Genomic DNA, 14,486 nt, shown 5'->3' with positions numbered 1-14,486 from the left:
CCTCCCTGGCCAGCCGGCGGCGCTCCAGCACCACGGCGGCCTGGGCGGCGAACGCGCCCAGCAGGCGGCGGTCGGTCCCGGGCAGCCCCCGGCCGGGCGGTCAGCTGTCGCGGCCGCGGAGGCGCTCCTCGCGCTCCTCCCGGACCGCGTCGAGGAGGGCGTCCACGGAGCCCGTCATCACGAGCTGCTCCATCACGAGCTTGGCCAGAAGGTAACGCGGGTTGGCGTTGCGCGCCCGTTCGAGGGCGATGAGCGCGGCCGGTCCTTGCCCGGCGACGGCGGCGGTGAACGCGGCGAGGGTCAGGGGGGCGACGACGAAGGTCGTGGTGGTGCTGGCGCAGCGGCGGACCAGCAGCTCCCACAGTTCACGGGCGCGCGGGAGCTCGTCCGGTGCGATGTATCCGATCGCGATGTCCCGCAGGGGCCGGTGCCGCAGTCCGACGATCAGCTCGGCCGTCTGCCCTGGGGTGAGGCCCTCCAGGGGGGTGCCGTCTCCCCCGCTGAGCAGCAGCCGGTCGAGGATCGCCGTGAGTCGTTCGGTCTCGGCGTCGAAGCCGCTGGCCCGCACGCGGTCGGCCCGCTCGCCGATGGCGCGCGCGATGGCGGCACTGTGGGCTTGCGCTTCCTTCCCTGTGACGGGTTCGAAGGCGGCGGTGAGCGCGGCTTGGCTTGGAGGTGTGGGGATGCCGACGGCGCGGGCGTTCATGGTGACCACACCCGGGTTGTCCGGGCCGTCCACGGGCATGCCCTCGTGCCGGTAGTTGGGGTTGTCGTGGTGGTACACCCACCAGTGGGTGGGCGTGACGAACATGGCGGCGAGGGTGTCGATGCCGTGGGCCTCGGCGGACAGCAGCAGTGCGTCCGCCAGCACCCGGTGCCGGGTCATCGCGGCGTAGCCGTCGTTCGCGTCCTGCTGGCTCGCGCACAGGTACACGAGGATGTCGGCCGGGCCGGTGGTGAACGTCTCCAGGCGGTTCAGCGTGCTGTGCATCATGTGGTGCGCGGCCTCGTTCGGGTTGTCCTCGCCGTCGGGCAGCTCGAACTTCTGGCTGAACAGCGGGCGGTTGTACAGGGTGTCGTGGGCAAGGACGAACACCATGCCGTCGGGGCCGTCGGGCCGGAAGCTCAGCAGGTAGGGCAGCGCTTCGACGGCCTGGGCGGGGCTGCGGACGTCGAAGGCGGGCACCGTGTGGATGTTCAAGGGGATCTCCGCTCGTGGGTTGGTGTGGGGTGGGCAGGGGCCGCTCGACTCGCGGCCCCTGCCGGGGTCAGGTCAGTCCGTGACGGGGTTGCCCCAGGTAGCGCGGTGCTCGCGCAGGTGCTTGCGCACGTGGTTGAAGTTCGCTCCGCTGTTGAAGATGCCGAGGAGGAAGTGCGTCAGGTCCAGGCCCGGGAGGCACGCTTCGGCGGCCTGGAGGGCGAGTCGGGACGTGGCGTCATTGCCGAGCGCCCATGCCGTGAACGCGTGGAGGGCGATCGGTACGGCGGCGTGGTCGGTGTAGGCGGCGGGGCAGCGGTGGGCCAGGGCGAGCCACAGTTCGTTCGCGGCTGCCAGCTCGTGGTCCTCGGAGTGCATGAGCCCGGTGTTGCACACGTCGTCGTACTGGAGGGTGAGCAGCAGTCTGGCCGCGAGGTCGTCAGGGATGTCCTTGGCCTGCTGGTCGCCGGTGACCAGCTCGGCAATGGTGTGGGTCACGAGGTCGATGGCGTCGTCCACGACGCTCTGGTGCCCGCCGGACAGGATCTCGGTGTGCAGGGCGCGCACGGCGGTGTCGAGGGTGGCGGCCATGGCGTCGGCTTGGGGGCCGGTGGTGGGGGCGAGGGATTTCAGGACGTCGCTGCTGCGCGGCATTCCGGTCGAGTCGAGCTCTGCGGGCGGCTCGGGGATGGGGTGTCCGTCGTTGGGGCCGGTCGTCAGCATGGACCAGTAGTGGGACCGGGTCACGTACACCGCTTCGCTCAGGACCAGGCCCCGGCGGTTGCAGGCGCCGCGCAGGTGATCGGCGATGGGCTGGTGGGTGAGGCGGGACTGCGGTCCGTAGTCCGGGTCGGCCGGGTCGGGGCAGACGTAGGCGACGAGCCGGTGGGTCGGGAACAGGAACGACGCGGCGTCGTCCTGCTGGTGGCCGACGAGTTCGTCGGCCACGGACGGCCAGTGGGTGGGGTCGGCGGGCAGATCGGTGCGGACGAAGCCGAGCGGGCTACCGGTCGAGGTGATGCCGGCCAGAACGACGCTGTTCTCGGGGTGGTAGTCGAAGAGGTGCGGCAGCAGGTGAACCAGGCCTTCGGTGCCGTTGAGCAGGAGCAGCTTGTCGCTCATGGGTCCCTATCAGGGTCGGTCCGGATTCGCGGTCCGGAGAGGCAACAGGAGAGGACTTTCGTCTTCTTTCTTGACTCAAGTCTATTTGAGGGCGTGCCCGTTGGGCACACCCCAATTCCCCCAGGCGGAGGTCCAGTCGGGGCCGGGCCAGGGTGCGCCCGCCCCGGCGGGGACGGGCACACCCTGGCGACACCGGACTCCCGGCTACCCCTCGCGCCGCTCGCGCAGGAAGGTCCTCAGCGACTCCACCGCGCTCACCGGCGCGCCGATGACCGGGTCGAGCTCCGCCCGGACGACCAGCCCCATCAGCGCCTCCGCCGAGTCGTCCCCGGGCTTGGCCTCCAGCGCCAGGAACAGCGCCTCTGCGGCCGCCGGCACGTCTCCGTCGAGCAGCAGCGCGGTGGCGAGCAGGGTGAACGGCGCGGCGGCCATGCGGCGGTACGGATCGACGCACAAGCAGGCGACGCGCGACCACAGCGGCACCGCCCGCTTCACCTCCTCGGGTTCGCAGTACGTCGAGGCCGCATGCAGGACGTCTCCGTTCTGGACCGCGAGGAGCAACCGTGCCGCCTCCGTATCGGTCAGTTCCTCGACGGCGCGGTGGCCGGTCAGCACGGCGGCGAGCAGCGGCCTGATGTGCTGCTTGGCTGACTCGTGGCCGGCTTCCAGCTCGCGCGCGAAGGCGCGCACGGCGTCGGCCACTACCCCTGCGGCCCCCTCCACCTCGCCCGCGGGGTGCCCGTCCGCCTCAGGCCGCTCGGCGACGCGGGGTATCCCTGGGCCGAGGGCGCCGGCGGCGGGGTCGGCGGGCAGGGGCCACCAGCGGGCGGGGGTGACGAACTGGCTCTCGACCACGGCCAGGCCGTACCGCGCGCACGCGGTGGCGAGGTGGCGCCACACGGCAGTGCAGGAGTCGGCCTCGTCGGGGCCGTGGCCGTCGCGGGCGTGGACGAGCAGCGCAACGCCGCGCTGCCCCGTGCTGGTGGCGGGCAACTTGGCGACGTCACTGATGAACGCCCGGGCGAAGGGCGACCAGCGCCCCGGGTCCTCCGGGATGTCCGCAAGGAGCACCCGCAGGGGATCACCGAACTCGACCAGGACGACCTGCCCGGCCGGTTCGCGCCCGAGTGCGTCGGTGACGAAGTCGGCCAGGTCGGCCGTCGGGACGATGAGGGGGTTGTTGTCGGACACGGCTGTTCCTCGTTCCAGGTTGTGGGGCCGCGCCGTCGGGCGGCGCGGCCGGGTTGACGTGGAGCGGCTAACGGTCGGCCGGGGCCCGCTGGCCCCCGGCCGACGGGGGTTAGGCCGCGAGGAGCAGGGCCTTCGCCGTGTCCTTGATCGGGTTCTTCTGGTCGTGCAGCAGGGTGGTCATCGCGAGGTTGGCGCGGTGCTCCTGCTCGGTCAGGGTCTCGGGGGCCTTGACGGTGCGGAAGTAGTCCTCGAACTCGATGACGGCCTGGAGGGCGGCCCAGCGGGTGCCCCGGATGTTGTCCTGGGTGTGGGCCTCTGCGAACAGGTGGTGCAGCCGGTCGCGCCGCCCCTCATAGGCGGCGACGATGTGCTTGCGCGCGTCCTTGCTCGGGGTCCCGAAGAGCCGGGTGATCAGCTTGTCGAACTCCTGGTTGGTCATCGCCTGCTGGTACAGGGCGGCGGCTTCGGCCTCCAGGGCTGCGGCGTAGCGCTCGGTGAACCCGAGGGTGCGGCGGGCTTCCTCAAGGTCCTCAAGGGCGTCGATGGTGTGGCGGACCTTCCAGACGCGCTGGGCCTCGTTGACGGCGAGGTCGAGGGTGTTGGTGCACACCGCGCGAACCGGGGTCTCGACGGCGACGGCGGCGGAGCGGCCGTCGTGGCTGTTGGCGAACAGGGTGTACAGGTCGATGCGGTCGGCCGCACCCTCGGGGTCGATGGTGATGCTCGGCGACTTGACCGACATGAAGACGACCCGGCCGCCGTCGAGCGCACCGGCGGTCTCGTAGGTGACGTGGCCGCCACCGACCAGCTCGTCCAGGAAGGCGAACGCCTCGCGGTTCTGGATCGGGGTCCAGGTGTTGCCGACCAGGCCTCCGACCCAGTCGCCGGTGTCGGTGCGGACGGTGGCGAATCGGTTGGGGATCTTCTTGCCGAGCTTGCCCCTGTTCATCGGCAGGATCGGCAGCTTCTCGACCTCCCAGTCCAACTTGGCAAGGTGCAGCACCTCGTCGCTGGTCTTGGCGTCCTCGGTGACGGTGCCGAGGCCGTGCCAGGCGGGCTGGCGGTGGGAGTAGAAGGCCGCCTCGCCGGTGGTGTTGTCGATGGCGCCGAGGTCGGCCCGGCCGGTGATGACGTCGCTGTCGCGCATGGGGTTTCTCCTGTGAGGTCTGCCCGGATTCGCGGTCCGGGCGGGCAACGAAGCTGACTTCCGTCTGCTTTCTTGACCTCAGTCTATTCTCGGGCGGGCACCCTTGGGCACACCCTCTGACGCGCGAAGTTCGGGCAGTTCCAGACCATCCCAGAAGTCGCCCGACAGTCGGCGCGCCGGGCGTCGATGCCGACCAGGACGCCTGGACGCTTGCGAATCAAAAGCCACAGAAAGCAGCAGCTCAGAGGGCTCGACCGGGCCTCGTTCAATCTAAGGAGAAGTCGACCGCTCGACGGCAGCAGAGTGGCGCGGCAGCTCGTCAGGGAGTCAGAATCGCTGCTCAACTGGTCTCCCCACCGGCCAAGTTGACTAGCGCCTCGACACCGATACCCACCCACACGCACGTCTCGACTCTCAGGAGGTCCGCATGACGCATGCCCCAGCCCCGCCCCGCTTGTCCGGCCCCGAGGCCGCGCTCCTGGTCGTCCTGGTGCTGGCGCTCACCGGACTTGCGATGACCGGCACGCCGGTACCGGACGCGCTCGTTGTCGTGGCGACCGCCACCACGACCGGGTTGCTCACCCGCGGACGCCCGGGCCGCGACCAACTCGGCCGACAGGAGGCCTGATCATGGGGCGCCTGGCGAACCCCATACCGGCAGAGGCCGATCCGCAGCTGCGGGAACTGGCCCTGCGCCTGCACTGGCTCAAGCGGTCCAGCGGCCTGACCTACGCCAGGCTCGCCGAGCGGACCCGGGCGCTCGGCGAGCCCAAGGGGGCCGCCACCCTTAGCCAGGCCGCCTCCGGCCGCCGGCTTCCGCTGCTCGGCACCGCACTTGCGTTCGCTCGCGCAGCGGCGGACCCATCCAGCGCGCGCCCAGCAGCGGGCCGTACGGGAGGTCCACTCCCTGTGGCTGGCGGTGGCCATCAAACGCTCCGCCCCTCAGGCAGCAGAGCGGGCACCGCGCGTTCGGCGCGCCCACCCGCGGTCCGGCTCCATCGCGGATGCGGGAGCCAAGGACCATCGGCCCAGGCGTACCCAGGCCAACCTGGCCCTGCGGTTGCGGCGGCTACGGGCGCGGGCCGGCGGGCCGTCGCTTCGAGCCCTTGAGCAAGGATCGGACTTCACCGGCTATCGGGTGCCGAAGACGACGATCCACTTGATCCTGAACGGCCACGTGCTGCCGACCAAGCAGCAGTTGGCGGCGCTGATTAAGGCGATCGATGCCGCGGGAGCCGACCGGCTCATCGTCCGCAGGCGCTGGACGTGGATGGCGTTCCGCGATGACGTCGAGGCCCAGACGCATTCCCTGCCACCGGTTCACATCACAAGCTGCGGGCGTATGAACGAACCCCTCGATGGGTTACCGGCGCGCGGGGAGCAGCTGGCCGACGGCTAGCTGCTCGCGCGGCGGTTGCGCGGTTCCAGTCCCGCCTGCTTGGCGTATCGGGTCACGAGCGCAGCGGACAGCCCGGAAGCGTCGGAGATGCGGTACACGGGCACGGTCCGGTCGGGGTAGGCGGCGATGACGCCCTCGAGGCGCATCTCGCGCATGGTCGTAGCGGCGTCGTCGACCCCCGCGAGCGGGTCGCGCAGCTGGTCGAGGAGGTCCATCGGCTCCAGGCCGGCTTCCTTGACGGCCTCCAGTGCGGCTTGGAGTTCCTGGGCGGCGGCGGCGAGTCGCTCGCCGGGGCTCGCCGCGGTGCGGCGCGGCTTGCTGCGCTTCGGCGTCGCGGCCGGCTCCTTGCCGCTCATCGGTGCTCTCCTTCGTGCTGTGGTCCGGCCGGGCCGGGGGTCGTCTATGTCTACCAGGGGGCTGCGGGGGCTGGCGAACAGCGCGGCGTGCCCGCGCCCTGCGGGGCAGGGCGCGGGCATAGGCGCAGGCTTCTACAGCAGGGTGCCGATCGCCTCGACGGTCAGCTCGACCAGCAGGCGGGGGCTCTCACCGGACGGCTGGTGCACGCGCTGGGTGAGCTGTCCGACCACGATGACCCGGTCGTTCGCCCGCAGGGTCTCCATGGTCTTGTGCGCGAGTTCCCGCCAGGCGACGCAGCGTACGGTCAGCTCTCTGGCCTCCGGGTCGCGCGGCTGGCCCGGCTCGGCGAGCCGCGGGCGTTGCAGGAGGGTGAACGTCGTCTTGGCCAGGCCGGACGACTGGTGGAGCTCCGGGTCGCGTAGCAGGCTGCCGATCAGGGTGGCGTGGTTGGGGGCGTTCACCAGCCACCGACCCGGTGTACGGCGTCGGCCTCGCGGGGGTCGGTGGCGGCTGCGGCGTCCAGGCAGCGGGCGATGCGCTGGAAGTGGCGGGCGGTCTCCATGGGGTGGGCGTCGTGACGCGGCCACCGGGGCAGGTCCCGCAGGGGCAGGGCAAGGCGGTGGGCCTCTTGGCGCAGGCTGCCGACCCAGTCCGGTACGGCGACGGGCAGCGCGCCGAGGCGATGGCACATCCGGGCGAGGACGAGGTGGTCGGTGTCCCCGCGCCACGACCACAGTTCGGGGCCGGGGGCGTCCTTGAGGAACCAGTGGAGTTCGCAGGCGAGCCGGTCGCGGCTTCGCACGGCCGGGTCTCGGCGGTCGATCCGGCCGTCGTGCCACGGCAGGTGGGCGAGGCCGGGTCCGATCGTCTGGGTGGGGTCGAGGCGGGCACGCCCAATCGAGCCGTTGATGGCGTAGTAGGAGACGCCGTCCTCGCGTAGGAGGGCAATGCTTACCGGGGTGACGGCCTGGCCGTCGTCCTGGTAGGTGGTGGCGGTGAAGACGCGCATGGGGTCCTCTCAGTGGGTTGCGCAGGGTGGCCGCCGGACGGCGCAGCGGGCGGGCGGCGCGGGCCCGGCGGCAGGGTGGTCCCTGCCGCCGGGCGCTTCGGGCTAGCCGTGCTCCGGGGAGAAGGGGTTGAGCGGCTTCCCGTTCTCGTCCGTCGGCGGGGTCCAGTCCATGAGGTCGTTCGGGTGCACGTGGCTCAGCACCAGTTCGTCGCCGTCGAGGAGGTCGTACAGGTGCTGCTGCGCGCCGTTCTCGTCGGTGTAGGTGTCGCAGGTGCTCGTTCCTCGGCGGGTGGTGAGCATCCGGTGGTGCAGGGACTTCACCCGCCCGAGGTACTCCACGGTCGTGCCGTTCTCCAGGGGCGGGTGGATGCCGTTACTGAAAGCCATCGTCGGTCTCTCCTAGGTCGGGCCGGGGGTTCGCGGTCCCCGGCTGGCGGTACCAGCCTCCCGCATAAACAGACCTAGGTCAATAAAGAAGACTCAAGTACCTTTGGCCGGGCTCGTGTGTTCCTCGGCCGCCGCCAGGTGCGGAGCCAGGGCCCGTTCGACCAGGCCGTGGACCACGCGCAGCGCCTCGTTCCAGCCCCGTGCCCACTCGTCGTCGCCTCGCTGCTGCCCGAGTTCGGCGACGGAGGTGAGCGCGGCGAGCATGGCCGGCACCGGCAGCAGGACGACGCTTGTCGCCCCGTCGTGCCCGTGGATCGACTCGATGTCCCGGGCGTGGTCCCAGGCGACGGTGGAACCCCGCTCGCCGCGCCAGCGGGTAACCCCGGTGGAGCCGGCGGCGGTCGAGAAGATCGCGCCTTCCGCGACCACCCCTGTGCCGGAGACTCCGGTCACGTCGATATCGCGGCGCAGCACGTACGGGATGGGGGGCTCGGGCTCGAACTGGGCTACCAGGGACGCGAGTCGGGCCGCGAGGCGGTTCATGCCGCTTCTCCCCTCGAGGTGTAGGTGCCCTTGGGGTCCTTGCGGATGGCGCTGCCTTCCTGCGGCAGGTCGCGACGGCCGTCGGCGAGGTCGCGGAACCGCTCGTGGGCGCGGAAACGGGGGACTCGACGCGCGGGCACGACCACCGTGCCGCCGGTCTGGGGGTTTCGGGCGTTGCGGGTCGCGGCCTGGACGGCTCCGAAGGTCCCGAAGCCGGTGACGGACACCGACTCGCCGTCGACGACGGCACGCACGATGGCGTCGAAGACGCCCTCGATGGCGAGGGCAGCGGGTCGGCGGCCTCCGAGCACGGGGGCGAGGCGGTCGATGAGGACGCGCTTGTTGACGGTCACGAGGATGCTCCTGGTTCGGTGTTGGACCCCGGGCCGGGGACGGTGCGTGGTCACGTCGCCCGGCCCGGGGGGTCTATGGGGTGCCTACGCGGGTCGGGGCGCGGGCGCCGGGGCCGGGCCCGGGGAGGGCTTCGGCGGCACGGCGGCGGGCTTGGCCGGGGCGGGGCAGTCGGGGTTGGCGGGCTGGGAGGTGGTGACGGCCGGAGTGGGGACGGGGCCGTCGGCGTTGCGGGCCGCAGCGGCGCCGCTGATGCTTCCGAGCACCAGTCCGGCGAGGAGGGAGCCGACGAGCAGGGCGGTGCCGCGCATGGGCGGTGTCCTTTCGGGCGGGGAGCTGACCGGCCCCGCCGGGGCGGGGCCGGTCAGTCGGGGTCAGCGGCTGGGGGTCGGGCGGCCGGGGGTGACCGGCGTGCTGGTCGGGGTCGGGGTCGGGATCGGGTTCGGTCCGGGGGTCGGGCTGACCTCGCCGGTCGGGGAGGGGGACGGGTTGGGGATGCAGGCGCTCGGGCCGCCGGTCGGGGACGGGGCTCCGACGGTCGGGCCCGTCTGCACGTGGGTGACCGTGACCGTCACGGTCGGGGCGGGGGACGGGGTGCTCTGCTCGCCGGTCTGCGACGGCAGGACCGGGGCCGGGCTCAGCTGGGAGGCGGTGGGGACGGCCAGCGTGGCCGGGGTGGTCTCCGGGGCCGGGGCGGGCAGGGTGGGCAGCATGGGGGTCGGGGTCGGCAGCGCGGGGGCGGTCGGGGCCCCGGTGCCGAGTTGTACCGGGGAGGCCGTCAGGGTCGGCACGACCGGGGTGGGCGCGGGCTGGGCGCCGGGGACCGGGGCGGTCGCCGGGCTGCCCATCACCAGGGTGCCGGTGATGAACCCGGCCCCGGCCAGGCCGAGGGCCGCCAGGGTCCGCAGGTCCAGGCGCAGGGTGACCGCTCGGCGGGGGCTGCGGGCTCCGTCTCGGGCGGGGGCCTCGGCGGGGGTGGTCTCGGTCATCGGGCTATCTCCTTCGTCGGGCCGGGGGTTCGCGGTCCCCGGCTGGCAGGACCAGCCTCGCACAAAACAGACCTGAGTCAAATAAGATGACTCTAGTAACTTTCAGTTCGGGGCGGGCACTCAAAGCGCCCGCCCCGTAGCCGAGTTGACTCCTACCGACCTCGCAGCCCGTGAGCCGTCTGGTAGGCGTACAACCACGTCAACGGCCCGGTCAGCCCGTCCGCCGGCCCGAGGTCGCCGACGTAGTACTCCTGGAGCGCCTGCACCTTCTTCAGATCCAGCTCCTCCATGTCCTCACTCGGCCCGACCCGGTACGGCGGCCCCCAATCGCCGGCCTGCAACCAGGTCTGCAACTGCTTGGCGTACGAGCTGTGCGCGCCCAGCACGAAGTGCTCGCGCCCCGGGAACGGCGGGGCCGGCACCTGGAGCTGCTGGCCGGCCTGAATCAGGTCCGGGTTGGCGATGCCGTTCACCGCGACCAGCTGCGCCACCCCGGTCTCGAAGCGCCCGGCGATGGCGCCGAGGGTGTCGCCGGGCTGCACGGTGTAGACGCCGGCGCTGTCGCCCGACGGCTGAGGGTCGGGCGTCCCGCCACCACCCCCGCCGCCGGGCCGGGGCGCGCCTCGCTGCACCCAGTCGTACAGCTCGTCGCCGGGGCACGACGTCGCGTAGCCGTCCCTGTGGCCGCGGACCTCGCCGCCGGCGCCGCCCTGCGCCCGGCAGTACTCGATCGCGTCCACGAGGCCGTCGAGCATCGCGTCGGTCGGTGAGGTGATGCCCTCGGTGCCGACCATCGCGCACACCGCGTAGTGGCCGGAGTTGAGCGCGGAGTTGCCGTTCGCGCCGTTCTTCCGGTTCAGGCCTCGCCCCTCGTACACGTACCCGTGCGGGCACACCATGAACGAGTAGGCGATGTCGAGCCAGCCTTCGCTCCGGTTGTTCTGATGGGAGCGCTGGATGTCGCGAACGTGACCGGCGCATCGGCCGTGGTCGCCCAGCAGGCCGCCGGGGACCGCCGAGCCCTCGTAGTGGATCTTGATGCCGCGAGTGGAGCTGATGCGGGTGTAGGCGCCGGTGGGCGCCGCCGCGCCCCACTCGGAGCGGGAGACGAGCTTCATCGGCTCGCCTCCCGCCCGCGGTCGGACCGGTTGGTGTTCGGCACGGTTTCCTCCCCAGGTCGGGTGGTTGGTGTGCCGGGACGCTAGGCCGGACCGGTCGTTAAGGTCGCGCCGTCAGGCGGCGGGAGCCTCGGTCAACACGCCGTCCTGGTAGACGAATCGACGCTCACGCATCCGGCCGCGCACCAGGAACAGCGGCACCAGGCCGCCGCCCTCGGCAGGAGTGGCGCCGACGAGGTAGCCGGACGAGACGACCATCACCCACTCCTCCGGCTTCTCCAGGGTGAACCCGATCGCCACGGCGGAGTCCTGCGTGAGGCTCCGCTCGCTGGCACGGCGGGCGTGCGGCCGGGCGATGTGCGGGCACAGGGTGAGCGCGGCCTGCGCGCAGGCCTCGTGCATCGGCGGGTCCGAGTAGCAGCCCGTCCGTGCCGACATCGGTCCGCCGAGGAACGCGGCCGGCCCCGCCAGCGGCTCGTCGCACAGCGAGCACCGGTTCGCGAGGGCCACCCGCAGGGCGGCCGTGCCGTTGAGGGTCACGAAGTCGACAGCGCCGCCGTCGTGCATGTTGACGACGGGGATCGGCAGGCCCCGCTTCTCGTCTCGTGGCCGGGCCGCCAGAGCGGGCGGCAGGTTGGTCAGGTCTGTGCTGGTCATCTCGTCCTCCGGGAGGCCCCGTTCGCGGCGGGGCTCGGCAACAGGAAGTCCGCCAACGCCGGGGCCGGCCACCGGACCGGCGCAACTCCAGCGCCGCGCAGTCCCCGAAGCGGAAGGGAGGACGGCCTGCTGCAACAGGCTCCGGCCCGCTCACAGCCTCCCCTCAGGAGACGAGGAGCGGGGCCCGGCGTTGGCGGACCCCACCACCCTCCCCACAGCCCGCCAGGGCGGACAACACCCTTACCTCAGCGGCCGGATGATGCCTTCGGGGGCCTCTCCGTCCGCGTTGAGCAGGTCCTGCGACACCCAGTAGGGCTCGATCAGCTTCGAGTCGGGGATGCTGCGGCCCGGGCCGGTCCACACCGTCCGGAGGTGTCCGCCTCGCTGGTGGGGGTACTGCCGCCAGCCCCCACCGCTAGCGCCCTGGACGGCGCTGCGCCGCGCCTCCTGGACTCGCGCCCGGGCGGCCTTCAAGCGCGGGCCGAGCCGCCAGCCGAGCCGCAGGAAGGTGTCCGGCTTGTTCCATCGCCGCTGCTTTCCGGGTTTGGCGGCCTTGCCTCGCGGAACGGGCGGAGCGGAGATGTCCGCCTTCGACGAGCACAGGTAGACGGCGACCTGCAGCGCCCTGGTCACGATCGCGCGCTGGGCATCGGTCGGCGCCTCCTGACCGCCCTTGCGGGCGATCCTCAGCGCGAGGTCTTCGGCGGTGAACTTGTCGCCAGCCCTGGCAGGGATCGACAGGTGGCAGAACTCCAGCACCGACGTCGTCCCACCGGGCAGAGGCGGCAGCGGGGTCCCGTCCTCGGCCAGCGGCTCGCAGATCACGGCGGCGGCGACCTCGTCCATCCGGTCGTCGCTGGTCAGGCACAGCAGCTTCTGCGGGGTGCGCCGCCCGCAGAACAGGATCGCCAGCAGCCGCCCCTTGCCACCGCCGTCCACGCTGAGGTCGACCGTGGGCGGTTCGGCGAAGACCACCATCAGGTTGGGGTGGCGGGCAAGGTTGCGGAACAGCTGCCCCGGTAGGGTCCCGAGCCGGTACGTCGCCAGCTCAGACGCCATGTCCGGGTGCATCGCGGCGACGTTCTTCCCCTTCCTCCACAGGCGCCACAGCGCGGCCAGGGTGGTCATCTGCCGCACCTCGAACAGACTCAGGACCTCCTGTGGCACGGCGCTGACCAGGATGCCCCCGTCGATCGCGTAGTCCGGTACATCGCCAAGGCCGGCGCTGTGCAGCACGCGGTCGGCTGCCGTCAGCTCGGCCACGACCTGCTCAGCCACCGCAGCGGTAGCCCTGCCCAGTTCAACGTCCCTGCTCGCCATACGTCTTACTCCCTGCCCCCTTTGGGCCCCTCCGGCCCGACTGAGTCCACACTCACCAAGAGGCGCAGAACCGGACAACAGCCTTATATGGCAAGGGAGTTGACTTTCTCTGACCGGGACGGACAACCCGGATGACACCACCCGGCCCGAGCTGGCCCGCGCGACCGAGCCGGCCTGCTACGGCTCCGAGCCCTCCACCAGCTCCGCATCGACCACCGCCGCGTCCTCCTCCAGCTCCGCCGCGAAGTCCTGCCGGATCGCTGCCAGCCGGGCCGCCAGCCGCTCAACACCGGCCCCCGGATCCACGGAAGCAGCGGGCAGCTCGCTGCCGCCCGCCGGCGCGAGCTCGATCCGAGCCTGCGCCGCCCGGCCGAACGTCTCCGGCGCCAGACACGCGAGAAGGAACTGGGCTGCCCGCCAGTCCGGTTGAGCGAAGTCCCGCTCGACCTGCACGACCCGCTCGCCGGTCTCCGGGTCACGCACCGTCCGCGTGCGCTCCCGCACAACCTGACCGCCGGTCGCCGCCTTCCGCACCAACAGCACCAGCTGCGCCTTGCCCTCACTGCGCGCGCGCGTGAACCTGTCGCGGAACTCGCAGAACGGCCGCTCCCCCGACCGGGCCCGCAGGCCGGCCTCCAGCCGCTGCTGCTCCTGTTCCCCGCGCTCCAGCCACCGGTACACGGTGCTCGGGTGAACGCCGGCCATCGGCGCCGCATCGCTCACCGGAACGCCCGCCCGCACGGCGTCCAGGAGTCGCTTCTCCACCTCCGGATCGAGGGCGGGACGGCGACCGCGGCGGCTACTCACGCGGTCGACCGTACGTGGAACCCCAGGTCAACGGCTGCTCGACACCACGGAAGGCGGACCGATCTTAGCCTCGGACGCCAATACTTAAGCGATTACAAGCGCCACATTGCGACCGCCATTATTCTGCACCCTCAAGCCGAAAACAATCACCACAATCGCACATTGGCCAGCGCAGATCAATATAATTAATTTACACGGACCTCCGAGCGCCCACGCCGCAGCCATTCATTAACAATACGCGGCAACTAAAGAACCTTTTTCCACACTAGTGTCGCAATGGAATCAGGAAATTCAAGCGCGACAATCCACCCAGGCCGCATAAGGCCGTCCACCTGCATTAACGGGCCCGGATGGCCCGCGCCGGCCAGGGGGACAAGGCGTGCAACCCGAACCGGCAAGCTTGTCACCCAGACCTAGAGATGCGCTTCTCCCGACCTCTGGGGACATTGCCCCAGGAAGCAGACGAGGCCCTCAGCTGGAACGATTCGTGAAGAGACTTTCCCGAGTTGGCGAGTTGTCAGCCAGGCCCTTAGTATCGGGGCGCAGTGCGGGCCACCCTGTAGCGAGAGTGGCCCGCGCGCTCCGCAATGCTGCCCTCATTTAGCAGAAAGGGGAACACCCCCATCATGGCACAGTTCAAAGGCTCTGCGCCGCCTTCCATGGCGGACCGGCCGGTGACCTGGCGGGACCTCGCGGTCTGCGGCCACGGCGCCCTGACCACCGCGAGCTTGCACCAGCAGGTCGGGTGGCCGACGGCCACCTCGGCGCTCATCGGGCTCACCGGCCCGGTCCTGTGGTCCATGCTGCGCCGCCGGTAGCCGGGCGCCGGCCGCAAGGGGCCGGTGACAGCACCTGCAAGATCTTGCAGGTGCTGCCACCGGCCTTCCGGCT

General features: G+C 71.6%; 19 protein-coding genes. 3 read left to right on the top strand and 16 right to left on the bottom strand.

Annotated features, from left to right (window positions below; all coding sequences use genetic code 11):
- Positions 1-100: 100 nt before the first annotated feature.
- The 4 genes from ACFY2K_RS35535 to ACFY2K_RS35520 all read right to left on the bottom strand — a co-directional run bounded on the left by ACFY2K_RS35535 (position 101) and on the right by ACFY2K_RS35520 (position 4,658).
- On the bottom strand, positions 101-1,201 hold the full coding sequence (locus tag ACFY2K_RS35535; RefSeq protein WP_387716810.1) for a DUF4192 domain-containing protein: 1,101 nt from the start codon (positions 1,199-1,201) through the stop codon (positions 101-103).
- A gap of 72 nt (positions 1,202-1,273) precedes the next feature.
- Positions 1,274-2,320 carry a DUF4192 domain-containing protein gene (locus tag ACFY2K_RS35530; RefSeq protein ID WP_387716808.1) on the bottom strand — a complete coding sequence of 349 codons (1,047 nt, stop codon included), beginning with the start codon at positions 2,318-2,320 and terminating at the stop codon, positions 1,274-1,276.
- Between the two features lie 204 nt (positions 2,321-2,524).
- Positions 2,525-3,511: a DUF4192 family protein gene (locus ACFY2K_RS35525; RefSeq protein WP_387716806.1), complete on the bottom strand. Its 987-nt coding sequence runs from the start codon at positions 3,509-3,511 to the stop codon at positions 2,525-2,527.
- Between the two features lie 109 nt (positions 3,512-3,620).
- The gene (locus tag ACFY2K_RS35520) at positions 3,621-4,658 is read right to left on the bottom strand and encodes a DUF932 domain-containing protein (protein ID WP_387716804.1); all 1,038 of its coding nucleotides are present in this window, start codon (positions 4,656-4,658) and stop codon (positions 3,621-3,623) included.
- A 427-nt stretch (positions 4,659-5,085) separates the two neighbouring features.
- Here ACFY2K_RS35520 and ACFY2K_RS35515 point away from each other — a divergent pair, with 427 nt between their 5' ends.
- Both ACFY2K_RS35515 and ACFY2K_RS35510 read left to right on the top strand, forming a co-directional pair.
- Positions 5,086-5,286: a hypothetical protein gene (locus tag ACFY2K_RS35515; protein ID WP_387716802.1), complete on the top strand. Its 201-nt coding sequence runs from the start codon at positions 5,086-5,088 to the stop codon at positions 5,284-5,286.
- Positions 5,287-5,796: 510 nt separating this feature from the next.
- Positions 5,797-6,057: a hypothetical protein gene (locus ACFY2K_RS35510; protein WP_387716800.1), complete on the top strand. Its 261-nt coding sequence runs from the start codon at positions 5,797-5,799 to the stop codon at positions 6,055-6,057.
- Here ACFY2K_RS35510 and ACFY2K_RS35505 read toward each other — a convergent pair.
- The 12 genes from ACFY2K_RS35505 to ACFY2K_RS35450 all read right to left on the bottom strand — a co-directional run bounded on the left by ACFY2K_RS35505 (position 6,054) and on the right by ACFY2K_RS35450 (position 13,595).
- Positions 6,054-6,413 carry a hypothetical protein gene (locus ACFY2K_RS35505; RefSeq protein WP_387716798.1) on the bottom strand — a complete coding sequence of 120 codons (360 nt, stop codon included), beginning with the start codon at positions 6,411-6,413 and terminating at the stop codon, positions 6,054-6,056. The two genes, ACFY2K_RS35510 and ACFY2K_RS35505, sit on opposite strands and share 4 nt — an antisense overlap.
- A 132-nt stretch (positions 6,414-6,545) precedes the next feature.
- On the bottom strand, positions 6,546-6,875 hold the full coding sequence (locus ACFY2K_RS35500) for a single-stranded DNA-binding protein (protein WP_387716796.1): 330 nt from the start codon (positions 6,873-6,875) through the stop codon (positions 6,546-6,548).
- Complete coding sequence (locus ACFY2K_RS35495) at positions 6,872-7,423, bottom strand: hypothetical protein (protein ID WP_387716794.1); 552 nt, start codon at positions 7,421-7,423, stop codon at positions 6,872-6,874. The genes ACFY2K_RS35500 and ACFY2K_RS35495 overlap by 4 nt, the downstream gene beginning before the upstream one ends.
- A 102-nt stretch (positions 7,424-7,525) precedes the next feature.
- On the bottom strand, positions 7,526-7,810 hold the full coding sequence (locus ACFY2K_RS35490; RefSeq protein WP_387716793.1) for a hypothetical protein: 285 nt from the start codon (positions 7,808-7,810) through the stop codon (positions 7,526-7,528).
- 93 nt (positions 7,811-7,903) lie between these two features.
- A complete protein-coding gene (locus ACFY2K_RS35485) occupies positions 7,904-8,353 on the bottom strand; it encodes a hypothetical protein (protein ID WP_387716791.1) in 450 nt (149 codons plus the stop codon).
- A complete protein-coding gene (locus ACFY2K_RS35480; protein WP_387716789.1) occupies positions 8,350-8,706 on the bottom strand; it encodes an HU family DNA-binding protein in 357 nt (118 codons plus the stop codon). Before ACFY2K_RS35480 ends, ACFY2K_RS35485 begins: the two co-directional genes overlap by 4 nt.
- Before the next feature lie 84 nt (positions 8,707-8,790).
- A complete protein-coding gene (locus tag ACFY2K_RS35475) occupies positions 8,791-9,015 on the bottom strand; it encodes a hypothetical protein (RefSeq protein ID WP_387716787.1) in 225 nt (74 codons plus the stop codon).
- A 63-nt stretch (positions 9,016-9,078) separates the two neighbouring features.
- Entirely contained in the window at positions 9,079-9,693 is a 615-nt protein-coding gene (locus tag ACFY2K_RS35470) for a hypothetical protein (protein WP_387716785.1), read from the bottom strand.
- A gap of 152 nt (positions 9,694-9,845) precedes the next feature.
- Positions 9,846-10,811, bottom strand: coding sequence for a LysM peptidoglycan-binding domain-containing protein (locus ACFY2K_RS35465; RefSeq protein ID WP_387716783.1), 966 nt, complete (start codon positions 10,809-10,811; stop codon positions 9,846-9,848).
- 114 nt (positions 10,812-10,925) lie between these two features.
- Positions 10,926-11,468, bottom strand: a complete 543-nt coding sequence (locus ACFY2K_RS35460; RefSeq protein WP_387716782.1) for a hypothetical protein — start codon at positions 11,466-11,468, stop codon at positions 10,926-10,928.
- Between the two features lie 240 nt (positions 11,469-11,708).
- Positions 11,709-12,788 carry a hypothetical protein gene (locus ACFY2K_RS35455; protein ID WP_387716780.1) on the bottom strand — a complete coding sequence of 360 codons (1,080 nt, stop codon included), beginning with the start codon at positions 12,786-12,788 and terminating at the stop codon, positions 11,709-11,711.
- Positions 12,789-12,965: 177 nt separating this feature from the next.
- Positions 12,966-13,595: a hypothetical protein gene (locus ACFY2K_RS35450; protein WP_387716779.1), complete on the bottom strand. Its 630-nt coding sequence runs from the start codon at positions 13,593-13,595 to the stop codon at positions 12,966-12,968.
- Between the two features lie 674 nt (positions 13,596-14,269).
- Between ACFY2K_RS35450 and ACFY2K_RS35445 the strand changes: the two genes are divergently transcribed.
- Positions 14,270-14,413, top strand: coding sequence for a hypothetical protein (locus ACFY2K_RS35445; RefSeq protein ID WP_375875659.1), 144 nt, complete (start codon positions 14,270-14,272; stop codon positions 14,411-14,413).
- Positions 14,414-14,486 lie beyond the last annotated feature (73 nt).

It is taken from the genome of Kitasatospora sp. NPDC001309, from assembly GCF_042896295.1.
Taxonomy (GTDB): Bacteria; Actinomycetota; Actinomycetes; order Streptomycetales; family Streptomycetaceae; genus Kitasatospora.
The sequence above is the reverse complement of the archived record's forward strand: the minus strand, read 5'-3'. Positions and strand labels throughout refer to the sequence as shown.